This window comes from Gilvimarinus sp. DA14 (assembly GCF_024204685.1).
Classification (GTDB): Bacteria; Pseudomonadota; Gammaproteobacteria; order Pseudomonadales; family Cellvibrionaceae; genus Gilvimarinus.
In genome coordinates, this window is the sequence record NZ_CP100350.1 from 3,338,449 (window position 1) to 3,361,051 (window position 22,603).

At 54.7% G+C, this 22,603-nt stretch carries 25 protein-coding genes; 18 read left to right on the forward strand and 7 right to left on the reverse strand.

Annotated elements, in window-relative coordinates; translation table 11 throughout:
* Position 1 precedes the first annotated feature (1 nt).
* From lptA to NHM04_RS14620, 5 genes are read right to left on the reverse strand one after another with little or no spacing between them, the layout of a single operon-like run.
* Positions 2-523 (reverse strand): lipopolysaccharide transport periplasmic protein LptA, encoded by a 522-nt coding sequence (gene lptA / locus NHM04_RS14600; RefSeq protein WP_254264490.1) that lies wholly within the window; start codon positions 521-523, stop codon positions 2-4.
* Entirely contained in the window at positions 510-1,091 is a 582-nt protein-coding gene (lptC, locus tag NHM04_RS14605) for an LPS export ABC transporter periplasmic protein LptC (RefSeq protein ID WP_254264491.1), read from the reverse strand. The genes lptA and lptC overlap by 14 nt, the downstream gene beginning before the upstream one ends.
* 2 nt (positions 1,092-1,093) lie before the next feature.
* Positions 1,094-1,645 carry a 3-deoxy-manno-octulosonate-8-phosphatase KdsC gene (gene kdsC, locus NHM04_RS14610; RefSeq protein ID WP_256527350.1) on the reverse strand — a complete coding sequence of 184 codons (552 nt, stop codon included), beginning with the start codon at positions 1,643-1,645 and terminating at the stop codon, positions 1,094-1,096.
* Positions 1,642-2,610, reverse strand: coding sequence for a KpsF/GutQ family sugar-phosphate isomerase (locus NHM04_RS14615; RefSeq protein ID WP_305881951.1), 969 nt, complete (start codon positions 2,608-2,610; stop codon positions 1,642-1,644). Before NHM04_RS14615 ends, kdsC begins: the two co-directional genes overlap by 4 nt.
* A 38-nt stretch (positions 2,611-2,648) precedes the next feature.
* Complete coding sequence (locus NHM04_RS14620) at positions 2,649-3,611, reverse strand: calcium/sodium antiporter (RefSeq protein ID WP_254264493.1); 963 nt, start codon at positions 3,609-3,611, stop codon at positions 2,649-2,651.
* A 153-nt stretch (positions 3,612-3,764) separates the two neighbouring features.
* On the opposite strand from NHM04_RS14620, the gene NHM04_RS14625 reads away from it, so the two are divergent.
* The 17 genes from NHM04_RS14625 to NHM04_RS14705 all read left to right on the forward strand — a co-directional run bounded on the left by NHM04_RS14625 (position 3,765) and on the right by NHM04_RS14705 (position 18,435).
* Positions 3,765-4,379, forward strand: a complete 615-nt coding sequence (locus NHM04_RS14625; RefSeq protein ID WP_254264494.1) for a phospholipid-binding protein MlaC — start codon at positions 3,765-3,767, stop codon at positions 4,377-4,379.
* 135 nt (positions 4,380-4,514) lie between these two features.
* Positions 4,515-4,748: a BolA family protein gene (locus NHM04_RS14630; protein ID WP_254264495.1), complete on the forward strand. Its 234-nt coding sequence runs from the start codon at positions 4,515-4,517 to the stop codon at positions 4,746-4,748.
* A gap of 12 nt (positions 4,749-4,760) precedes the next feature.
* Positions 4,761-6,023 (forward strand): UDP-N-acetylglucosamine 1-carboxyvinyltransferase, encoded by a 1,263-nt coding sequence (gene murA / locus NHM04_RS14635; RefSeq protein WP_254264496.1) that lies wholly within the window; start codon positions 4,761-4,763, stop codon positions 6,021-6,023.
* A gap of 32 nt (positions 6,024-6,055) precedes the next feature.
* Entirely contained in the window at positions 6,056-6,682 is a 627-nt protein-coding gene (hisG, locus tag NHM04_RS14640; protein WP_305881972.1) for an ATP phosphoribosyltransferase, read from the forward strand.
* 36 nt (positions 6,683-6,718) lie between these two features.
* Positions 6,719-8,023 (forward strand): histidinol dehydrogenase, encoded by a 1,305-nt coding sequence (hisD, locus tag NHM04_RS14645; protein ID WP_254264498.1) that lies wholly within the window; start codon positions 6,719-6,721, stop codon positions 8,021-8,023.
* 148 nt (positions 8,024-8,171) lie between these two features.
* A complete protein-coding gene (gene nrdR, locus NHM04_RS14650; protein ID WP_254264499.1) occupies positions 8,172-8,639 on the forward strand; it encodes a transcriptional regulator NrdR in 468 nt (155 codons plus the stop codon).
* Positions 8,639-9,793 (forward strand): bifunctional diaminohydroxyphosphoribosylaminopyrimidine deaminase/5-amino-6-(5-phosphoribosylamino)uracil reductase RibD, encoded by a 1,155-nt coding sequence (ribD, locus tag NHM04_RS14655; protein ID WP_254264500.1) that lies wholly within the window; start codon positions 8,639-8,641, stop codon positions 9,791-9,793. The genes nrdR and ribD overlap by 1 nt, the downstream gene beginning before the upstream one ends.
* Before the next feature lie 17 nt (positions 9,794-9,810).
* Positions 9,811-10,461 (forward strand): riboflavin synthase, encoded by a 651-nt coding sequence (locus NHM04_RS14660; protein WP_254264501.1) that lies wholly within the window; start codon positions 9,811-9,813, stop codon positions 10,459-10,461.
* Between the two features lie 47 nt (positions 10,462-10,508).
* Entirely contained in the window at positions 10,509-11,627 is a 1,119-nt protein-coding gene (ribBA, locus tag NHM04_RS14665) for a bifunctional 3,4-dihydroxy-2-butanone-4-phosphate synthase/GTP cyclohydrolase II (protein ID WP_254264502.1), read from the forward strand.
* Between the two features lie 20 nt (positions 11,628-11,647).
* Positions 11,648-12,115 (forward strand): 6,7-dimethyl-8-ribityllumazine synthase, encoded by a 468-nt coding sequence (gene ribE, locus NHM04_RS14670; protein ID WP_254264503.1) that lies wholly within the window; start codon positions 11,648-11,650, stop codon positions 12,113-12,115.
* Positions 12,115-12,573, forward strand: coding sequence for a transcription antitermination factor NusB (gene nusB / locus NHM04_RS14675; protein ID WP_254264504.1), 459 nt, complete (start codon positions 12,115-12,117; stop codon positions 12,571-12,573). Before ribE ends, nusB begins: the two co-directional genes overlap by 1 nt.
* 2 nt (positions 12,574-12,575) lie before the next feature.
* A complete protein-coding gene (thiL, locus tag NHM04_RS14680) occupies positions 12,576-13,556 on the forward strand; it encodes a thiamine-phosphate kinase (RefSeq protein WP_254264505.1) in 981 nt (326 codons plus the stop codon).
* 15 nt (positions 13,557-13,571) lie between these two features.
* On the forward strand, positions 13,572-14,072 hold the full coding sequence (locus NHM04_RS14685; protein ID WP_254264506.1) for a phosphatidylglycerophosphatase A: 501 nt from the start codon (positions 13,572-13,574) through the stop codon (positions 14,070-14,072).
* A 13-nt stretch (positions 14,073-14,085) separates the two neighbouring features.
* A complete protein-coding gene (locus NHM04_RS14690; protein ID WP_254264507.1) occupies positions 14,086-14,736 on the forward strand; it encodes a TIGR02281 family clan AA aspartic protease in 651 nt (216 codons plus the stop codon).
* Positions 14,737-14,751: 15 nt separating this feature from the next.
* Positions 14,752-15,357: a GTP cyclohydrolase II gene (ribA, locus tag NHM04_RS14695; RefSeq protein WP_254264508.1), complete on the forward strand. Its 606-nt coding sequence runs from the start codon at positions 14,752-14,754 to the stop codon at positions 15,355-15,357.
* A 28-nt stretch (positions 15,358-15,385) separates the two neighbouring features.
* The gene (dapB, locus tag NHM04_RS14700) at positions 15,386-16,192 is read left to right on the forward strand and encodes a 4-hydroxy-tetrahydrodipicolinate reductase (protein WP_254264509.1); all 807 of its coding nucleotides are present in this window, start codon (positions 15,386-15,388) and stop codon (positions 16,190-16,192) included.
* Between the two features lie 65 nt (positions 16,193-16,257).
* Positions 16,258-18,435 carry a glycosyltransferase family 39 protein gene (locus tag NHM04_RS14705; protein ID WP_254264510.1) on the forward strand — a complete coding sequence of 726 codons (2,178 nt, stop codon included), beginning with the start codon at positions 16,258-16,260 and terminating at the stop codon, positions 18,433-18,435.
* 12 nt (positions 18,436-18,447) lie between these two features.
* Here the strand turns inward: NHM04_RS14705 and NHM04_RS14710 are convergent, their stop codons facing one another.
* Complete coding sequence (locus tag NHM04_RS14710; protein WP_254264511.1) at positions 18,448-19,563, reverse strand: hypothetical protein; 1,116 nt, start codon at positions 19,561-19,563, stop codon at positions 18,448-18,450.
* Positions 19,560-21,035, reverse strand: a complete 1,476-nt coding sequence (locus NHM04_RS14715; protein WP_254264512.1) for a GMC oxidoreductase — start codon at positions 21,033-21,035, stop codon at positions 19,560-19,562. The genes NHM04_RS14710 and NHM04_RS14715 overlap by 4 nt, the downstream gene beginning before the upstream one ends.
* A gap of 373 nt (positions 21,036-21,408) precedes the next feature.
* Between NHM04_RS14715 and carA the strand changes: the two genes are divergently transcribed.
* Positions 21,409-22,548 carry a glutamine-hydrolyzing carbamoyl-phosphate synthase small subunit gene (gene carA, locus NHM04_RS14720; RefSeq protein WP_254264513.1) on the forward strand — a complete coding sequence of 380 codons (1,140 nt, stop codon included), beginning with the start codon at positions 21,409-21,411 and terminating at the stop codon, positions 22,546-22,548.
* Positions 22,549-22,603: the final 55 nt, after the last annotated feature.

A 22,603-nucleotide genomic window follows, 5' to 3' on the forward strand; every position in this document is an offset into this window, starting at 1 on the left:
CTTACTGCTCGATTGCCGCCGGTGGAATGGTCATTTGAATACGGTCCTGGCCCTCGGCATCGCTCTGGGCGTTAACCAGCTCTTGGGTCAGATCGTAGTGAATGCTGTGTCCGCGCATAATCGCCCCGTCCTGCTCGAGCTTGGCAGCTTCGGTCATAGAAACGGTGTTGTTGGCGCTGTCATAGACAATTTCGTTGGCTTCGGCACTGACTATGCCGCGTTCGGCGCTGGGCTTTTGTTGGAAGTGAGCAGGTTTGCCCTTGGCGGTGACGACCTTAACGCTGTTGTCGGGGGTAAACTCCACCGTAATGGTGTCTGCTTTTATCAATAGTGACCCCTGTTGTAACAGGGCATTGCCACTGTATGTGATGCGCCCATTTTTCTGGTCGAAGGTTTGGGTGTCGGCCTGCAGCTGGAACGGTTGCTCGCGGTCGTCCGGCAAAGCCTGGGCTTTGAGGGTAAAAAGCAGGGTCGCAAGAAATGCGGCGGTGATAACCGAAAATTGCGATTTAAAGGGGATCATAAAGGCTTTTTACCTCGGCTAACAATTCTATTTGGCCTTCATCCAGGTCGGCATTCAGCCCTGTGGCAGTAGTCTTGCCGCGAGCGCTGAGCATAGTAACAGGTTTGCTTGTGTGGGCGTATTGGCGTTGTGTGTCGATCAGTAAGTCATCGGTGCTGATGGTGACGCGGCCGAACTTCGGGTGATCGCTGTGGGCCGTAACCTCCTGTTCCAGCATTAACGTCTGGTGTTGATTGTCCGCGGTGCCGCGTGCTGCGCTTAAGTACCAAGGAGCTTTACCTTCGCTGTAGAACTCTAACTGCGGGGCGATGATATCGCCGCGGTTTTGTCCTTCCGCCTGATAATAATCGACTCGTTCGGCATGCAGCGTGTGCTTTAAAGTACCGGCGGTGTCGTAGGCGCGATCGCTCATGCCGATGATGTAGGTTTCGGGGGCAATGCTGACGCCTGCTCGGGTATCCGTCTCGCCGAGGTTGATGTCGCGGGGGGAAAACTGCAGTGCGACAAACACTAATAGGGCGCATAGGGCGATGGGGACAAACCAGGTTTTGGGCTGGCGCTGGCGCATCTTTAGCCTCCGGTGTGGCGCGCTATGGCCTGTTCAAAATTGCCTTGCGCTTGCAAAATTAAATCGCAGGCATCGCGCACGGCGCCTTCGCCGCCAGCGCGGTGGCTAATCCAATGGGCGTATTCGGAGACACTGGCATGGGCATTGGGCACGGTAAGCGCTAATCCAACGCGGGTCATGATGGAAAGGTCGGGCCAGTCGTCGCCCATGTGGGCAATTTCTTCGGTTTTCAGGTTTAGTTCGCTAAATACTTCCTGTAGTGCAGCCCATTTGTCTTCGCGGCCCTGAATGAGCAGGTCGATACCCAGTTCGCGGGCGCGGCGGGCGACCACTTCGCTGCTGCGTCCAGTAATAATGGCCACCTGCACCCCGGTGGCCATCAGCGATTTAATGCCTTGGCCGTCCTGGGTGTTGAACGTTTTCATTTCGTTCCCTTGATTGTCGAAGTAAAGGCGGCCGTCGGTGAGCACGCCGTCCACATCCAGAATCAGTAATTTGATGCGCTTGGCCAGCGCCAGGGTTTGTTCAGTCATAGAGTCGCTAAATTCAGTTATAAAACGCCGGCGCGCAGCAGGTCGTGTAAATGGACAACGCCGATGGCGGTTTGATCGTGCGCCGCGACAATCAGCGAAGTGATTTTTCGCTCTTCCATGATTTTAATGGCCTCGGCGGCCAGAGTTTCCTCGTTAATGGTTTGCGGTGCATGGGTCATAACCTCTGCCATGTGAGCGTGCTTGAGGTCGATATTGCGATCGATACAGCGACGCAGGTCGCCGTCAGTAAATACCCCCACCAGCTTGCCTTGATCCTGCACTGTCGTCATGCCCAGGCCTTTGCGGCTCATTTCCAGTAAGCCTTGCGGTAATGTGTCGTCGGGGGCGACGCGCGGAAGCTGGTCACCTTCGTGCATGATGTCGCTCACACGCAACAGCAGTTTGCGCCCGAGTGCTCCGCCGGGATGCGAAAAGGCAAAGTCCTCGGCGGTAAAGCCACGTGCCTCAAGCAGGGCAATGGCCAGAGCGTCTCCCAGTACTGTGGTGACGGTGGCGCTGGAAGTGGGGGCCAGTGCTAGCGGGCAGGCCTCGCGCTCCACCGCGATAGATAGATGCACCTCAGCGGCTTTCGCGAGCACTGAGTCGGCGTCGCCGGTCATACTGATCAAGGGAATGCCCAGGCGTTTAAACAGGGGCAGTAGCGTCAGCAGTTCGGCAGAGTTGCCCGAATAGGAAATGGCAATCAGGACATCTTTGGCCGTCACCATGCCCAGGTCGCCGTGGCTGGCTTCGCCCGGGTGCATAAAAAACGCCGGCGTGCCGGTGCTTGCCAGGGTGGCGGCGATTTTTTTGCCCATATGGCCCGACTTACCCATGCCCGAGACAATGACCCGTCCCTCGCATTGCAGCATCAAATCACAGGCGCGGCTCAGGTCGCCATTGACGCTGTTGGCCAAGGCGGCCACGGCGTCGGCTTCCAGGGCGATGGTGCGCCGAGCAGAGGCGGCGTAATCAAATTGGCTCATAGCTATCCTGTATTACGTGGCCCGGAATTATACGACAATCACGCCAAGAGCAGCACATAGTAACCGGCATAGAGTGCCAGTAGTGCTAGACCCATAAATTTGCCCAGGCGGGCGCCACCGCGGCCGCGGTAAATGTAGGCGCTTATATACAGCGCCAGCGCGAGCAATGCAGTCAAGCCGGCCATAGCGGCATAGTCGCGACCAAAAACGCTGGCTTCCATAGTGAGCGGAGCAATGATCTCCGGAATTGCCATCACGGCGAGAATATTGAACAAGTTGGAGCCGATGACATTGCCGATGGCGATATCGTGATGGCCTTTGAGGGCGCTGGCTACTGAGGCGGCAAGCTCTGGCAGGCTGGTGCCTACGGCTACGACCGTAAGCCCAATAATCAGTGGGCTTACGCCGAAGGCGAGCGCCAGCTCGCTGGCCCCGCGCACGAGTAAGTCGGCGCTGATAATCAGCAGTACCAAGCCGATGGCAAACCACAGCAGCGCGCGGCCGCGGGTCATTTGTGGGATTTCCTCGTCCACTTCTTCCGGGTGGTGGCGTTTGCTCCAGATAATTAAATACATCGCACAGGGCAGGGCAAATAACAAAATTAAACCCTCGGTGCGGGTCAATTGCGCATCAAACAGGAACCATCCGGCCAGGGCGGTGACCAATAGCAGCACCGGAAGCTCGATTTTGAGTAAATGATTTTGAATTGGCAGGGCCGCAATCAGGGCGGTAACCCCAAGTACCAGGCCGATGTTGGCGAGGTTAGAGCCCAGTGCATTTCCTACTGCCAGGTCGCCGGCATGGCGTAGGCCGGCATTGATGGACACGATGACTTCGGGTGCCGAGGTGCCAAAGGCAACAATCGTCAGGCCGATAATCAGTTTGGAAATGCCAAAGGTGCGGGCCAGAGCTGCACTGCCACCGACAAAGCGATCGGCGCTCCAAATGAGGCCGACAAAGCCGATGATGACAAACAGTACAGGAAGCCAAAGGGTGCTCATAAAATCATTCTCAGGGTGTGGAGTAGGTCCGGTCAGTGGTGCACGCCGGTGTAGGCCGACGCGGTGTGAAATGGTATAGTTTTACGTCTCACGCAGCAATTCCCAGGGGCTATTCGGGCCCGTATTATGTGTAATTTAAGAAAGGACAGTGACATGAAAAAGATGGGCCTGATGGTGTTTGCCCAGCGTTTTTGGTTGGCTTTAGGGCTGATGTTTGCAGCGCAGTTCGCGCATGCGGCCGATCCCTACGAGATCGTGGACGATGTGACCAATAAGCTGGTTGGTGCAGCGCGTGACTTTAACAAGGATGGTGACAAACAGGCTTTCGATAGCAAAGTGCTGGACACACTGGAGCCGGTGGTTGCTTTTGATTACATCGCCCGGGTGGTTATGGGGGATTACTACGAAAAAGCTTCGCAGCAGCAGCGCGAGGCGTTTGCCGAAACCTTCAAGAAAGACTTGGTGGGAACCTATGCCAAAGGTATCGCGACCTACGTGGACAGCGATATCCAGTTGCAGCGCGGCGCCGATGTGGGCGACAAGCGCCGGGTGACGGTAGAGCAGCAGGTTAAATACCAGGGGGCGACTCATAAGTTGTCTTATACCATGGGTAAGAATCGCGAAGGCCAGTGGAAGTTAATTAACCTAGTTCTGAACGGGGCTAATTTGGGCAGCTCTTTCAGCAGTCAGTTTGAACAGTTGGCCAGCAAGTATAATGGCGATGTAGATAAGATCACCGCCAACTGGAGCAGCTCCGGCAACTCTTAAGCGTCAATCCTGCTTTATATCCGCCGGCGTGTGCGCCAATGGGTGCGCGCGGCGGCGCAATCCGGTAACATTCCCGCCCTGAGATCCATCCATCTGCGTTATTAATGCGACGCGGTTAAGCCCAATAGGGACCCTATGCAAGCCGAACAAATTCAGGCGCTGATTGAAAGCGCTATTGCCGATAGTCAAGCTCAAGTGCAAATTGAGGGCAATCACGTCCATGTGCGTGTCGTTAGCCCCGCGTTTGCCGGTGTTAGCCCGGTCAAAAAACAGCAAATGGTGTATGCCGTACTGAATGACAAAATCGCCACTGGTGAGATTCATGCCGTACATATGCAAACCCTGACTCCGGAACAAGCGGCGCAATAGTACAGGTAACCCATGGATAAACTGATGATCAACCGGGCCGGTCCGCTCAAGGGCGAGATCCGTATTTCCGGTTCAAAAAACTCGGCGTTGCCCATTTTGGCGGCGACTCTGTTGGCCGATAGCCCGATTCATATCTCTAACCTGCCACACCTGAACGATATCACTACCATGTTAGCGTTGTTACGCTGTATGGGCGTGGGGGTGATGATTGACGAACGTATGTCGGTCGAGATTGACGCCAATGCCATCGACGATTTTACCGCTCCCTACGAGCTGGTAAAAACCATGCGCGCCTCCATTTTGGTGTTGGGCCCTATGCTCAGTCGCCACGGGGTGGCCAATGTGTCTTTCCCCGGCGGTTGCGCCATTGGCTCGCGTCCGGTGGATATTCACCTGCGCGGCCTGGAAGCCATGGGTGCCACCATAGAGGTGGATGAGGGTTATATTCGCGCGCGCAGTAACGGCCGCTTGAAAGGCGCGCATATTTTTATGGATACCGTCACAGTGGGCGGGACTGAGAACCTGCTGATGGCAGCGGTACTGGCCGAAGGGCGCACTGTGCTGGAAAATGCCGCACGCGAGCCCGAAGTGGTTGACCTGGCAAATTGTCTGGTTGCCATGGGCGCCAACATTGAAGGCATAGGCACAGCCACGTTGACCATCGACGGTGTCGAGAGTCTGTCCGGTTGCCGTTATAACATTATGCCGGACCGCATCGAGACAGGTACCTATCTGGTGGCAGCTGCCACCACGCGTGGCAGTATTCGAGTTAAAGACACCCGCGAAGACATTCTTGAGGGGGTTCTGTTAAAGCTTGAGGAAGCTGGTGCTCATATCGCTACGGGCCCCGACTGGATAAGTCTGGATATGAAGGGTAACCGCCCGCGAGCAGTCAGCCTGAAAACGGCCCCTTACCCGGCCTTTCCGACGGATATGCAAGCGCAATTTACTGCCATGAATGCAGTGGCTGAAGGTGCCAGCTCGGTGACCGAAACCATTTTTGAAAACCGTTTGATTCAGGTGCACGAGCTGAACCGCATGGGTGCCAAGATCACCCTGCAGGGCAATACCGCGCTTATAGAAGGCGTCGAGTCGTTAAAGGGCGCCCCGGTTATGGCGACGGACTTGCGCGCCTCGGCGAGTTTGGTTATCGCCGGTATGGTGGCCGACGGCACCACCTTGGTAGATCGTATTTACCATATTGATCGCGGCTACGAATGTATTGAAGAAAAACTGCAAATGCTGGGGGCGAGTATTCGCCGAGTGCCCAGCTAAGCTACAGGCCAGAGCAACCACGCATGAGTGAAATGATTACCATCGCGCTGACCAAAGGGCGCATTCTCAAAGAAACCCTGCCACTGTTGGCGGCGGCGGATATTCATCCGGAAGAGGATATCGATAAAAGCCGCAAGCTGGTATTTGCCACCAATAAACCAGACGTGCAGTTGTTGGTATTGCGCGGCGCCGATGTGCCAACCTACGTGCAATTCGGCGCTGCAGACATGGGCATTTCGGGCAAGGATACCCTGATGGAAAACGGCGCCGACGGTCTTTACGAGCCGCTGGATCTACACATTGCCAAGTGTCGCTTGATGACTGCCGCCATTAAAGATGCGCCGGCCAAGCCAGGTCGCCTGCGCGTCGCCACCAAGTACGTCAATATCGCTAAGCAGTATTACGCGACTCAGGGGCGCCAGGTGGATATTATTAAGCTTTATGGCGGTATGGAGCTGGCACCGATTATGAATCTGGCCGATGAGATCGTGGATATTGTCGATACCGGCAATACGCTAAAGGCCAACGGCCTGGAAGCGCGCGAGCATATCGCGGACATCAGCTCGCGCCTGATCGTCAACAAGGCCTCAATGAAAATGAAGCACGTGGGTATCCAGGCCATTATCGATGGTATTTCTGGCGCTCTCGCGGACGCGTAAACGACGACACATTTATTGCACTGTAGATTTGATTCCATGACTGAAGCACTGATTGCCCGTTTGAACAACCAGGATGCCGACTTTACTACGAAGCTGGATGCGTTGCTGGCCTGGGACTCCGTATCGGATCATAAAGTGGCCGAAGCGGTGGCGGATATTCTGCATCAGGTAAAAGAGCGCGGCGATGCCGCCGTAGTGGAGTACACCAATCGTTTTGATCGTCGCGAGGTGCAATCGTTTGCTGAGTTGGTCGTGCCCCCGGAGGCTCTGCAGCAGGCTTTGCAGGCCATTGACCCGGCTCAGCGCGAGGCGCTGGAAGAGGCCGCGCGACGTGTGCGGGCCTATCACGAACATCAGCGTCAGGAATCTTGGCGTTACACCGAAGCCGACGGCACGGTGCTGGGGCAAAAAATCAGCCCGATGGAGCGGGTGGGTTTGTATGTGCCGGGGGGCAAGGCGTCTTATCCGTCGTCGGTGTTAATGAACGCTATTCCCGCCAAGGTCGCCGGAGTCGATGAGCTGACCATGGTGGTGCCTGCTCCCGATGGCGAGTTAAACCAAACCGTGTTAGCCGCCGCCGCTATCGCCGGTGTTGATCGGGTGATTACCGTCGGCGGAGCCCAGGCCGTGGCCGCTCTGGCTTATGGTACCGAAACTGTCGCCCGGGTGGATAAAATCGTCGGCCCCGGCAATATCTTTGTTGCCACGGCTAAGCGTGCGGTTTTCGGCCAGGTAGCGATTGATATGATCGCCGGGCCCTCGGAAATTTTAGTGTTGTGCGACGGCCAGACAGATCCAGACTGGATTGCCATGGATTTGTTCAGTCAGGCCGAGCATGACGAGCAGGCGCAATCAATCTTGGTCAGCCCGGACGGTGATTTTCTGGATAAGGTTGAAGCCTCCATGGCGCGCTTGCTGCCGACTATGTCCCGCGAGCCGATCATCCGCCAGTCGCTCGCCAATCGCGGCGCGCTAATTAAAGTGGCCAATATGGACGAGGCTATTGCCCTGTCCAACAGAATTGCGCCCGAGCATTTGGAGGTTTCGGTCGCAGACCCCGAGGCGCTGTTGCCAAGCATTCGCCATGCAGGCGCCATCTTTATGGGGCGCCACACGCCCGAAGCTCTGGGCGATTATTGCGCCGGCCCCAATCATGTGTTGCCTACCTCGGGTACGGCGCGATTCAGCTCGCCCTTAGGTGTTTACGACTTTCAAAAGCGCAGCTCGATTATCTTCGCCTCGCCCGAAGGCGCCTCGACCCTGGCTCACACCGCAGCCACCTTGGCGCGCAGCGAAGATCTGGAAGCGCACGCCCTGTCGGCGGATTACCGCAAGCGCTAAACTTTCGCTGAACGCTGAACGCTGAACGCTGAACGCTGAACGCTGAACGCTGCGCGTGCCGTTACGTTTTTAACGGCGCTTTATGCTACTATGCGCGCAATTTTTCGCTAGTAAAGCAGCGCATTTGCGCCGAGCAGAGGCAAAACCCATGCACTGTCCTTTCTGTAGCGCCGAAGAAACCAAGGTGATCGACTCCCGGCTGGTGGCCGAGGGGGATCAGGTGCGGCGCCGGCGCGAGTGCCTTTCCTGTCACGAGCGTTTTACTACCTATGAAATAGCCGAGCTGGTGATGCCGCGTATTATCAAGCAAGACGGCACACGCGAGCCCTTCGATGAAAACAAGCTGCGCGCCGGCTTGCAGCGCGCCTTGGAAAAGCGGCCGGTCTCGGTGGAGTCTATCGAAACGGCCATTGCCAACATCAAGCATTTTTTGCAGGCCACCGGTGAGCGCGAGGTACGTTCACGCAGGCTGGGTGAGAAGGTGATGGACGAGCTGCGTGAATTGGACGAGGTGGCCTATGTTCGCTTTGCCTCGGTGTATCGCAGTTTTAAAGATTTACATGAATTCCGCCAGGAAATTGATCGCCTGGAAGGACAGGAGCGCGACCCGGTTTAATGTCTGTAACACAACATCACAGTGTCTATATGGCCGAGGCGCTCAGCTTGGCGCGGCGCGGCCTGCAAACCACCACCCCGAACCCCGCTGTCGGCTGTTTGTTGGTGCGCGATGGTGAAGTGGTTGGCCGCGGCTGGCACCGGGTGGCCGGTGATCATCATGCTGAGATCAACGCCCTGCGCGATGCCACTGTTAATAGTGGTGGTAACCCAGATGATCCGAAAGCTGTGCGTGCCGCCTGCGAGGGAGCTGATTGTTATGTCACTCTCGAGCCCTGCAGCCATACCGGTCGCACTGGCCCCTGCGCCGAGGCTCTAGTCTCGGCGGATATTGCCCGGGTTATCTACGCCATGGAAGATCCCAATCCTCAGGTGGCCGGAAGAGGGTTCGAAATATTGCGCGAGGCCGGCATAGAAGTGCTTGGTCCGGTGCTGGAAGATGAGGCGCTGGCCCTCAATAAAGGTTTTGTAAAGCGCATGACCCGTGGCTTGCCGCTGGTGAGCTGCAAGCTCGCGATGAGCCTCGACGGCCGCACCGCTATGGCCAGCGGAGAGAGCCACTGGGTAACCGCGCGCCGCGCCCGCGAAGATGTACAGCGCATGCGCGCGGCCAGCTGCGCCATAGTGTCGGGTGTGGATACCGTGCTGATGGATAATGCCAGCCTTACGGTGCGCGCTGAAGATTGGCCCGAAGCACCGGCAGACGGCGAGATTCGCCAGCCTTTGCGGGTGGTATTGGATTCTAAAGGCAGGCTCACGCCCGATTGTGCTCTGGTGCAGATCGAATCGCCCATACTGTTGTTGCACACCACCGAGGTTGATACCACAGGCTGGCCTGAGCATGTAGAGCATATGGTATTAGCCGAGCGCGAAGGCGGCGTAAACCCCTACGCGGTGCTGCGCGAGTTGGCCAAACGCGGCTGTAACCGGGTGATGGTGGAAGCCGGTGCTAAAGTGGCGGGCAGCTTTTTGCGTATGGGCATGCTGGATGAGCTGGTAATTTATATGGCGCCCAAACTTCTGGGCAATCGTGCCCGTGGCTTGTTTGAGCTACCCATTGACGCAATGGCCGGTCAGTTACCGCTCAAAATTACCGATATGCGCGCGATAGGGCAGGACTGGCGCATTACCGCCGTGCCCGATTTTGACTCTTAACCAGTAAAGGGTGGAATGTGTTTACCGGCATTATAGAAGCAGTGGGCGAGGTGGTTGAGGCCACGCCAAAAAGCGGCGATTTAAGCTTGCGGATTCGCACCGGCAAGTTGGACTTGACCGACGTTGCACTCGGCGATTCCATCGCCACCAATGGCGTTTGTCTCACGGTGGTGGACTTACCCGGCGACGGTTTTCGCGCCGACGTGTCGCGTGAGAGCTTGTCGCTGACGACGATTGGCCAATGGCGCCCCGGGCAGGCGGTAAACCTGGAAAAGGCACTGCTGCCTACTACCCGTCTCGGTGGACATATCGTCAGTGGGCATGTTGATGGTCTGGGTGAGGTGATAAGCCGCCACCGGGATGCTCGCTCCGAGCGCTTTCGCCTGCGTGCGCCGGACGATCTCGCCCGTTATATCGCGCACAAGGGTTCAATTACTGTGGATGGCACCAGTCTAACCGTTAACCGGGTTGAAGGCGCCGAGTTTGAACTCAATATTGTGCCTCACACGCTCGCCGAAACTATTATGGGTAGTTATCGGGCGGGCAGCGCGGTCAATTTGGAGGTGGATGTGCTGGCGCGTTATCTGGAGCGCTTGCTACAGGGGGCCGAGCAGCCCCAGGGCTCTGGATTGACCGAAGAATTTCTGGCCGAAAACGGCTTTAGGTAGCGCCACATCTGGCGCCACCTCGACACTCAACTAGCGTGAGCACTGCAATGCAATTTAATACCGTTGAAGAACTTATCGACGACTTGCGTCAGGGCAAGATGATTATCCTGATGGACGATGAAAATCGCGAAAACGAAGGCGACCTGATTATGGTAGCTGAGCAGGTCCGAGCCGAAGATATCAACTTTATGGCCAGTCATGCACGCGGTTTGATTTGTCTTACCATCACCCCCGAGCGCTGCGAGCAGCTGGGGCTGCCGCTGATGGTGCAGGACAACAAGGCTAAACACTCCACTAACTTTACCACCTCAATCGAGGCGGCTGAGGGGGTGACCACGGGAATTTCCGCCGCCGACCGCGCCCGCACGGTGCGGGCGGCCGTAGCGCTGAATGCCAAGCCCACCGATATCGTGCAGCCCGGCCACATTTTTCCTATCGTGGCCCAGCCTGGCGGCGTAATGAGCCGCGCCGGTCACACCGAGGCAGGGTGCGACCTGGCTCGCATGGCGGGTTTCGAGGCCGCTGCTGTCATTGTTGAGGTGATGAACCCAGACGGCTCTATGGCTCGGCGGCCCGAGCTGGAACAGTTTGCACAAACCCATGGTTTGAAAATTGGCACGATTGCCGATTTGATTCACTATCGCGCCACCAAAGAGCAGACGGTTGAGTGCGTTAATAAGCGCCAGGTAGAAACCGAGTACGGCAATTTTGCCTTGCATACCTACAAAGATACCGCCCGGGGCGATCTACACTTTGCTTTGGTGAAGGGCGAAATTAAGCCGGATGATGAAACTCTGGTGCGCGTGCACGTAATGGACACCGCCCGCGACCTGCTGGCCATTAAGCGCCCGGCAGTGGACGGCGTATGCTCCTGGACTTACGCCGAGGCGCTCGAGCGCATCGAAAAAGAGGGGCATGGCGTGCTGGTGCTGATTTGCCACGATGAGTCCACCGCGGATGTTGAAGAGTCCATCGACTGGCTGCTCTCTGGGCGTCAACAGCGGCGCAGCCCGGATGTGGTCTACAAACAAGTGGGTACCGGCTCGCAAATTCTGCGCGATTTAGGTGTTAGCAAAATGCGGGTGATGTCGGCGCCTATGCGGTTTTCGGCGCTGTCCGGCTTTGACCTGGAAGTGGTCGACTATGTCGGCCCGGACAACAGTTAATTGATTATTGAGACAAAACTATGACTAAACATGTTATTGAGGGCGATTTTTCCGCCGCTAGTGGCAAATATGCCCTGATCGTGAGCCGCTGGAATAGCTTTGTGGTTGAAAGCCTGAAAGAGGGCGCCCTGGATACCTTGCGTCGCCACGGTATCAGCGAAGACAAAGTGAGCATTTACTACGCCCCTGGCGCCTTTGAATTCCCGCTGGTCGCGCAAAAAATTGCGGCCAAAGGTGAGTTCGATGCAATTATCGCTTTGGGAGCGGTTATTCGCGGCGGTACACCGCACTTTGATTATGTAGCGGGCGAATGCACTAAAGGGTTGGCGCAGGTTTCTCTGGATGCCGGTATTCCGGTGACATTTGGCGTGTTAACCGTTGACACTATCGAGCAGGCCATTGAGCGCTCGGGTACCAAAGCCGGCAACAAAGGCGTCGAGGCCGCCTCTACCGCGCTGGAAATGGTTTCACTGTTGGGTAAGATTTAATGAGCGATACAGGTATTTCTCCTTCCGCACGACGCAAGGCGCGCCACTATGCGATGCAAGGTCTGTATCAGTGGAAAATGTCGGGCAATAGCGTCAACGTGATCGAGGCGTCATTTCGCACCGATTACGACATGAAAAACGTCGATATTGCCTATTTTCATGAGCTGTTGCACCAGGTTCCGGCCAAGCTGGATCAGGTGGAAGAGGTGTATGTGCCTCACCTGCAAGAGCGCAGTGGCGAAGAGCTGGATCCGATTACCGAGGCGCTGTTGCGCCTGGCAGCCTACGAGCTTAAGTTCCGTATCGATGTGCCTTACAAGGTTGTGATCAACGAAGCTGTGGCACTGGCCAAAAAGTTTGGCGCCACCGATAGCCACAAGTTTGTTAATGGCGTTCTCGATCGCGCTGCTGCTCAGGTGCGTGCACTTGAGGTTAAGGCCAACAAAGGTCCGCGCTAACCGTGCCTTTGGGTGAGTTTGAGCTGATAAACCAGTACTTTCGCCCCGCCGCGGATAAATCCGATGGCGTCGGCGTGGTGCTGGGTATCGGTGATGATGCCGCCCTGATCCAGCCCGATGCCTCTCAGCAGTTGGTGGTGGCTGCCGATACTTTAGTCTCTGGCGTTCACTTTCCTGAAACCGCTGCTCCAGAGTTAATAGGTGAGCGCTCACTTCGCGTAAATATAAGCGATATGGCTGCTATGGGCGCCGAGCCTGCTTGGTACACCCTGTCTTTAACGCTGCCAGCCGAGTGGCAGGAAGAGACTCGCCGCGACTGGGTGGCGGGTTTTAGTCGCGGTTTGCGCAAAGCCTCTGAAGCTTATACTTGTGTGCTTGTTGGGGGGGACACCACAAGCGGGCCACTCAATATTGCGATTCAGATGCTGGGCCAAGTACCGCCGGGTAAGGCTCTGCGGCGCGATGGCGCCTGCGTGGGCGACTTTGTACTGGTTACTCACTGTCTCGGCGATGGTGCCGCCGCTTTGGCGAGCTTTTCTGAGACGGGTATCTGGAGCGACACCGAGCGCGATTACTTATTCGAGCGCTTCTACCGCCCGACCGCGCGTGTGCGCGAGGGCGTATTGCTACGCGACTTCGCCACCAGTGCCCAGGATATATCCGATGGTCTATTGGCCGACTTAGGCCATATCTGCGCGGCCAGTGATGTGGGCGCCGAGTTGGACGTGGATAAGCTCCCTATCAGTGACGCGACTTTGGCTGCAGGCCTGGAGCGCGCCCGCCAATTTGCTCTCACCGGCGGTGACGATTACGAGCTGGTGTTTACCCTGAGCCCGGAGCAAATGCCCGAATTCGCCATGGCGCAGGCGCGTGGCGATATAAATGCCTGTGTGGTTGGTCGGATTGTCGCCGGGGCTGGTGTACACTGCCTGCTGGACGATAAACCCTATGTTGTAGAAGTGCCGGGTTACCGACACTTCTAATGAGATAAAGGCTCCATGAACCGCGCCGCCAGACTCCCCAAGCCCAGTGTTCGGCAGTTATATACCCAGGCCAGTCATTTTTTCGCCTTCGGTTTTGGCTCAGGCATGGCGCCTAAAGCTCCAGGGACTTTTGGTACTTTAGCCGCTATTCCCATCTACTGGCTGATCGCTGATCTCAGTCTGTCGCTGTATGCTCTTTGGTTGCTGGTGACTTTTGCGCTAGGTGTTTTCTGGTGCGACCGCAGCTCGAAGGCGTTACAGGTGCACGACCATCCCGGCATCGTCTGGGATGAAATGGTGGGATACTGGCTCACCATGATGTTGGCCCCAGCAGGATGGCAGTGGATGCTGATCGGGTTTGTACTGTTTCGGGTATTCGATATTTTAAAGCCATGGCCTATTGGTGCCATTGACCGCAAAGTGCACGGCGGCCTGGGTATTATGCTGGATGACATACTTGCCGCCGTATTTGCCTGGCTGGTGCTGCAGGCGCTGGCATGGTGGTGGCTGCCTTAACAATGAGCAAGCTATGAGATCAATGGATTTGAGAATTTTGCTGTGGTTAATGTGGTTAAGCCTTTTCCCTTTCAGCGCTGGGGCAGCCGACATAACGGCGAAAATGTTGGCAAAGGATGCGGCGTTAATTGATATCAACGGCAAGCAGCGAATGATGCGCGCCGGGCAAACCAGCCCTGAAGGTGTCACCCTGCTGAGTGCGTCGCGCAATGGCGCTGTCGTAAAATATCAAGGAGCAGAGTATAGCCTGTCATTGCAAAAACATATCGCCACTGACTTTGAACAGGCCGAGCGAGCTGAGGTCCGTATCGCCAGTGGGCGCGGTGGCCACTATGAGATCCCCGGGCGTATTAACGGCATTGCTGTAGACTTTATGGTAGATACCGGTGCTACTGCGGTGGCGATGAATAGCCAGCACGCGCAAAAGCTTGGTATTAACTATTTGGCCGGGCAAAAGATTCGCGTCAATACCGCCAACGGTACAGTTACCGCCTACAGCGTTTGGCTTGATCGGGTAGCGGCAGGCACGATTGAAATAAAACACGTTGAGGCGATTGTCCATGTAGGGACCTCGCCTCATGTCATTTTGCTGGGCAATAGTTACCTAAGTCTGGTGGATATGAGTACAGAAAACGGTGTGCTGGTTCTCAAGGCGCGCCACTAAGCAAGAGATAAACCGTTGAGCATACGTTTTGTAGAGTCCTGTAAGCTGCCCACCCCTTGGGGTATGTTTGTAATGCACGGCTTTAGTGATGACAGTTTAGATAAAGAGCATATCGTTCTCACCATGGGTGAGGTAAGCGATGGTGAGCCGGTGCTTGCGCGGGTGCATTCCGAGTGTCTAACCGGAGATGCGCTGTTCAGTATGCGATGTGACTGCGGGCCTCAGCTGCAAGCGGCAATGCATAAATTATCCATTGTTGGTCGCGGTGCTATTTTTTATTTGCGTCAGGAAGGGCGGGGCATTGGCTTGCTTAACAAAGTCAAAGCCTATCATTTACAAGATTGCGGCGCCGATACAGTTGAGGCAAACGAACAGTTGGGTTTTGGCGCCGATATGCGGGACTACAGTATTCTCAAGCCGATGATGGATCACCTGAATATTCACGCGCTTAAACTGATGACTAACAATCCGCGCAAAGTAAATGCGCTGCAGGAAATGGGTATTGATATCGTCGAGCGTATTCCCCACCAAACGGGCCGTAACCCGCATAATGCCAAGTACCTGGAAACGAAAAAGGGCAAGCTTGGCCACCTGTTTGAAGACGACAGCGAATTAAATTAAACAGAGAATTAATCCAAGGGTTTCATTCATGACTACTCGAATCGCCGTGACCGGTGCCGCCGGTCGTATGGGAAAAATTTTAATTGAAGCGACGGTAAAGTCCCACAGCGCTGAGTTAACTGCCGCAGTCGTACGTGCTGGCAGCTCCCTGGTAGGTGCGGATGCCGGCGAGCTTGCCGGCGTCGGTAAACAAGGTGTAGCCATTGTCGACAATCTGGCCGATGTGATCGACCAGTTCGATGCTATTATCGATTTCACTACGCCTCAGGCCACGCTTGCAAATGCCGAGCTCTGCGCTGCGCATGGTAAGGCTATGGTGATTGGTACTACCGGTTTTAGCGATGCTGAAAAAGACGCACTACTCGCTTATCAAAATAAAATCCCACTGTGTTTGGCCGCCAATTACAGCACCGGCGTAAACCTTTGCTTTAAATTATTGGAGACCGCTGCGCGTGTTATGGCTGCAGAGTCTGATATCGAAATAGTCGAAGCGCACCACCGTCACAAAGTCGACTCCCCGTCAGGCACCGCCCTGCGCATGGGCGAGGTAATCGCTGATACTACAGATCGCAACTTAAAAGACGTTGCCGTGTACGGCCGCGAGGGTATTAGCGAGCCCCGCGATCGCGACACCATTGGTTTTGCCACAGTGCGCGGCGGTGATGTGGTGGGCGAGCATACGGTGATGTTCCTGGCCGACGGCGAGCGGGTTGAAATCACCCACAAAGCATCAAGCCGATTAGCGTTTGGTTATGGCGCTGTGCGCGCGGCGCAGTGGTTGTTGACCAAAGATTCGGGTCTTTTCGATATGCAGGATGTGTTGGAGCTACGCTAGCCTGAGCTTTGAAATGAAAAACCATTCGCCAGATAGTTAGTTGCACGTCATTGTTGGGAAACTGAATGGACAGTAAGAGCCAAACATCAATCGCCACTTCAGCTGGCCTCGGCCTTGCATACCTTATTGTTGCTTCGCTTTTCATTTACGTGGTGGGGTACGACTTACTGGTGCGAGGGCCATTCGCTTGGCATTTGACTCGCCCGTCGGCGGTTCAGGGCGGTGTAGAAGCTATTATTTTGGCGAGTATTGTGACCTTTGCGTATGTGCACGCGCGTCTTTGGGTAACATGCTTTGCTGCAGTGGCGGTGCTTCTCTACCTCCGGCGCCACAATGCGGAATTCACCATTTTGGTGGCGTTAATTTATCTTGAGCTACTTTTATCTATTGGGCATCTGCTCCTGGGGCAGGGTTCAAAAAGTACGCAGCTGGGCGAGGTGCCCAATCTATTGGTTGGCGCTGCCCTGTGTGTATTGATTACCGCGGCACTTTCACTTTTCGGTTTGGCCTATCCGGCTACACTGCTTGTGCTATTCACTTTGCTGGGGATCTTTTCTTTAGTGTTGCGGCGTAGAGGGTTGGCGTTGGTTCGCCTGCTTCGCCCCTTGCGGCCCGAAACTAAGATGGAAGCCTGCCTTCTAGGGGTGACAGCCTCGTGGTTTATCGTTCTTGCCGCGAGAACTGCAAACGTTATTGGCCATGACTCAGTCTGGTATTTGGGGAGAGGCGATATTGTCTATGCTCCAGTGGGTAGTATTTTTGAGTGTTTGCAGTTTGTCTCACCGGTGCATTATTTCCCCAAGCTTTGGGAAACTCTTGTCTTGCCCATTACCACTTTTGATCAGCTAAGGCTACAGGAAGGGTTTGCCATTGCAGTGATGCTGGTGTCCTTGGTATTCGTATGGCAGCTTTGTGAAAAGCTATCGATTACTAGAGTTTGGCGTTTTTCCGCTGTTTTGCTGCTTGCCACTTTGCCTGCTTGGGCCAATACAGCTTTGCAGATGAAGTCGGATGTCATTTGTACCGCAATGCTTTTGTCGATGGTGTTGTGTTTGGCGAATTGGTTCGCTGAGCGCCAACTAAGCTACTTACTTTATGCGTCTGCAGCGGCTGCTTTAGCAGTTTCGAGTAAGTACACGGCGATTCCTTTTGTCGGGGTAACATTCTTATTTGTTGTATTAGAGGCGTTGATCTTTAGAGGTTATCTGACTCAAAGAATGGGCGCGTCTGCCATCAGACCTGCAGCTCTGGCTTTTTCTGTGTGTCTTTTGGCAGCTTTGGTGTTGTTGGTGCGTACTTGGTATCTCAGCGGTGCGCCTACTGTGGGACCCGATCCCTTACTTGCCATTTGGCGATTGTTGGGGTTTTCTCTTGATGAGCCTGTGGGGACTCTGAATTGGACTCGGCCGCAAGTTTGGTCCGATGTGCCCAGGCTGTTTTACGAATGGTTTTTTGCTCCAAGCCACATGCCAAAAATTAGGATCACTTGGCAGGGAAATTACTGGTTACTGTTTTTGCTATTTGGCTGTCTTTTGGTGCTTTTAAATGGTGGGTCTCCCCTGCAACATCAGCGCACTCAGTTAAGAAACTTGATATTTGTGCTGTGTTTAGTCGGCCTGCTGGTAGCCATTTTATGGCGTTATCACTCGAGGGGTGGGGACGGAAACTACTATATGTTTCCTTTGGCGCTAGTAACTTGCTTGGCAGTTAAGCTTATTGGTCGAGGGCTGGCCCTCAGATCAGGGTTGGCCTTTGTTGTTCTCTTGTCAGTGTTTGCCTTCGGCGCTTTTCAAGGGACGCAAAGCTTTATTGCAGCGGCTTGGTCTAAGCCAGGCACCCGAGTTTTGGATATGGATTTTTCTCGCTCGCCAGAGGAAGATGGCTTTTGGCGACAAAGATTGTTAAAGCGGATGGGAATTGCGGGAATTGCAGCTGAACTAAGAGGCCTACCTCCCCAGACAAGGGTTGTTGCGCTTGGGTTTGAGAAAGACGCCGTACTATTGCCAGTTCCCACAGAAGACTTGATGGCAATTGTTTACTCCCGTCCTGAATATGTGAAGTCTGCGCCGGCCGTTGTCGAGTATTTGCAGAGGTACAATATTCAGTACCTGCTGTTGGCGAACAACCCTGAAGACGTGCGTGCTCGAGCGAAGCTGCTGGAAGAGCTTCGCACAGAGGTGGAGGCAAGAGGCTGGAAAAAGCAAGTTGATAAAAAAGGGACGATATACTCTGTTGGGGAGTAGGCTTAGAACGCTCTACTCCTCAATGACGATATCACCAATCCTTATCTCACTTGCACCCCCGTTAATGCGAAGCGTCAAGGGGGTGCTTCCAGGTGCTTCTATAAGCGGCAGGGGAATAGAGGTGGTGAAGCCGAAAGTCTTTGGTGTGATGTGCAGTGGGTCATCACCGAAGAACAGTTTAGCCTGTTTGGGGAGACAGTCGATATGGACCCATACGCCCATTGAGCCGTCTGGCTGTTCGTTTTTCGCGACCCCTACTTTGGTTTTTTTAGGTCCCCATTTGGTTACAGCACAGGCCGCGCTAGTTCCATTGCCTTTTAAGTTGTCTTGGTAGCTTGGGTTTTTAACGACCTTAAGCTTTCCGATAGGTTGTTTGATTTTTTTGATGGGGTCTACCAGGGCTATTTCATATGAGCCTGGAGTTGACAATATTCGCTCCTGCATATCGCCAAATAGGCCTGAGGTTACGGTATCTTTCTTGATCGTAGTGCGAACCAGCTCGCCATCGATCATGATTTTGGCTCGTGCCGGCGCTCCCGCAATTTGAAACCACATACCGCTGTGACCGTCCGGCTGTACATTGAACTTTTCTCCCTGCTGTGTTTTTTTGGGGCCCCAGTTTTTAAGTGGGGCAATTTCACCCTCTTGCAGACTCGCGTTTAGTTTGGCCTTTTCTTGGGCGGCGATGATGGCTGCGTTGTCTGGATTAGCATCTATAGCCATAACACGTAAACCCGCCAACTTGCACTCTGTATCGCTCAGGTGCCAGCCATCGATAATACACAGTGATTGATCGTCAAAATCGCGTTTGATTTGTGTGTTAGTTGCCCCTGCTAAATCACTGGTGGCGTTGCCGAGTTTGGCCATGACCTGCTCTCCCAGTTGCTTGAGCGTTGGAGCTTTTTCCAAAGATGCGAGCCATTGCCGTCCCAGTTTGTCGGTATTCTCTAACGATAGTAAAAACTCATCCATCTGTGGCCCTAAGCCGGACTTAATGACAAGTTCTGAGGTTTGCGTTGGTTTTGCGGTGGGCGCTATGGTGGGCGGAGCTTGATACAGCGTATGCATAACTGCGGCTGTACCGCCAGCGCTTATGCCGGCAACAATAAAATCGCGACGTTTTATCATTGGCCTGCTCCTTCTGCTTGTGACAGATGTTTTGCTAGTCGTACAGACAGTGCCGCGATTGTCAGGGTTGGATTCGAATAACCGTAGCGCGGAAATACGGATGAGCTGGCTACGAAAAGGTTGTCGCTGCCAAATACTTTTAGGTTGGTGTCTACAACACCGTCGTGTTCGTTGGCGGCCATTCTGGTGGTTCCGAGGTGGTGGCAAGCTCCGGAAGCGGCGGCTTGGTTTGCTTCGGTATTTTGTCTCGTGATCTGGCTGCGCCCCAGTCCGGTTAAATTTAGCTCTTCTCCCAGCGAGCGATACAAGCGGTAGGCGGAGTTGAAGTCATCCCGATGAGGTTTCCAGTCTAGGTGCATACGTCGCATGCCGAGAGCGCAGCGTTCATTGGTTAGGATCAGTCGGCTGGATGGGTTGGGGCGTGGCTCAACGATCATCTGTACCCTGTAGTGCCAGTAGTTGCCCGAGTGAAAGCCGAGGGCGGGCTGCCCGCCGTATTGATTCAATACAGAATCGTCTGCGCTTTCGGCAGTCAAAATCATGCAGCTGTTGTGCTCTCGGTTTTGCCGTATCTGTTGCTCTGAAAAAGTGAGCACGGGCATGAGCGTCTCGTTGTTTTGGGTGAAGCGGTGGTATTTGAGTCCCTCCGGGGCCAAGATCATTCCGGGGCGGGCGCCGTAATGGTCGGAAAAGTAGCGTCCCAGATGTTTAGAATAAATGCCTATGCCATCGTCGGAGTCTTTGTCTCTAAGGTTTAACAGGTGTCGAGTGGATTCCATGCCGCCCATTGCCAAGACAAACTGGTCGGCATTGATGGAGGTGGAGTCGCCGTTTAGGGGTTTAACCGAGGCGCTGACGATACGGTCGCCGGATTTTTCCAGCTCATGTAGGTTGGCATGCAGCAAGCATGTTAAGTTTTCTTGAGATCTGAGCTCGTCTGTGTAGCGAGTGCCGAATCGGGTGGGGGGGCTAAACCGAAAGAGCTGCTCACCAATAGCACTGTCTTTGCGCAAGGGCAGCAGATGCCCTGTGTGGGCCTGTCTTATGCTGGCAAGATTGAATTCGCCGTTGTCAATTTCTGTCCAGTACAGTGCGCGATCGAGATGTTGTTCAATTTCAGAAGGGGTGATTGGCCAGGCGGGAACGTCCCATTTGGGATTGTCTTCATAGTCGGTGGTGTCTAGAGGTTTGCTCCATCCACCCCAGTGAATACTGGTCCCACCTAAGCGTCGACGTCGGGAGAAATCCAGCACAGGGTAGCTTTTTTCTCCCAAAGATACATTGTAGATATCACGCTCTGCTTCGGTCGCATTGTCAGGGCCGCCTGCTTCGCACAGAACAATGTGCCAATCTGGCCTAGCTCGCGCGAGCTCCAGCGCTAACACTATTCCTGCAGGGCCCGCACCCGCTATGCAAATGTCGGCGCTGAGAGTGTTGTGTGCCGGACTTTCTGTTTCTAAATCTTTGATCACGCCAGTCTCCAGTTGGTGTCGGCCCTGCAGGTATCTCAGGATCGGCGAATAATACCAGCATGCTTACGTTGGCGGCCAGTCGACCAAGGGTGGCTGTGCTGCTCAGTACAATACGGACTTAAATCAATGCTTTGGCTGGACAGGGGCTACTTACTCACCTAAAATACGCGGTTAGTTGCATTAACCCAAGCCGCGCCAATGGTCGCCGTAGCAAATTGAATAATAAGCGAGATGAAGCTAAATGTTTCATCTCGCTTTTTTGCAACTTGCGGCCGGGCTTTAATTATTCCGACGAGATGTATTCGCGCAAACGCACCGGGCTGGTGTGGTCGTTTCGCTCGGCATAAAGAAAGTGAAATCTGAGGAGGTTGACTTGATTACTGGGGCCCAAAGACCCGCTCTGCTGGTACTCGAAGACGGCAGTGTTTTTAAAGGTACTGCTATCGGCGCCGACGGCCTGTCCGCCGGTGAAGTAGTGTTTAATACCTCCATGACTGGCTATCAGGAGATCCTAACCGATCCCTCCTACGCTCGTCAGATTGTGACCTTAACCTATCCCCATATCGGTAATACCGGGGCGACACCGGAAGATGAAGAGTGTTCGACCATCTGGTCCGCAGGGCTGGTGATTCGCGACTTGCCGGCGCGCTCCAGTAATTTTCGCCAGACCCAGACCTTGGATGAATATCTGAAAGCGAAGAATGTGGTGGGGATTGCCGACATCGACACCCGCCGTCTGACTCGCCTGTTGCGCGACAAGGGTGCGCAGAACGGCTGTATTGTGGCCGGTGAGATCGACGAAGCCAAAGCGCTGGAGGCGGCTAAAGCATTCCCTGGTCTCAAGGGCATGGATTTGGCCAAAGAAGTTAGCTGCAGCAAGCCCTATCGCTGGACTGAGGGCACTTGGAAGCTGGGCGAAGGCCATCGCGATGTAGTGGAAACCCGCTTTAAGGTAGTTGCTTACGATTACGGCGTTAAAGCCAATATATTGCGTATGCTGGCCGACCGCGGCTGTGATATCACCGTGGTGCCGGCTAAAACGTCCGCCAGTGACGTGTTGGCGATGAAGCCTGACGGCGTATTTCTTGCCAATGGCCCGGGCGATCCGGAACCCTGCGATTACGCCATTGCCGCGATTAAGGAGATTCTCGAGACTGATACTCCTGTGTTTGGCATTTGCCTGGGGCACCAATTACTGGCTCTTGCTTCCGGTGCTAAAACCCTGAAAATGAAATTCGGCCATCACGGCGGCAACCACCCGGTGCAGGATACCGAAACCGGCCGGGTGATGATTACCGCACAGAACCATGGTTTTGCCGTAGATGAGGCCAGCCTGCCGGCCAACCTTAAGGTGACGCATAAGTCGCTGTTCGATGGCACCTTGCAGGGTATTCACCGCACCGATAAGCCGGCGTTTAGCTTTCAGGGTCACCCCGAAGCGAGCCCGGGTCCTCACGATGCCGACGGTCTGTTTGACCACTTTATTGAATTGATGGAGAGCGCGAAACGGTGACGGACAGCGCACGCCGCAAGACGACGCCTTGAACCCGTTAAACCGATTCTGACAG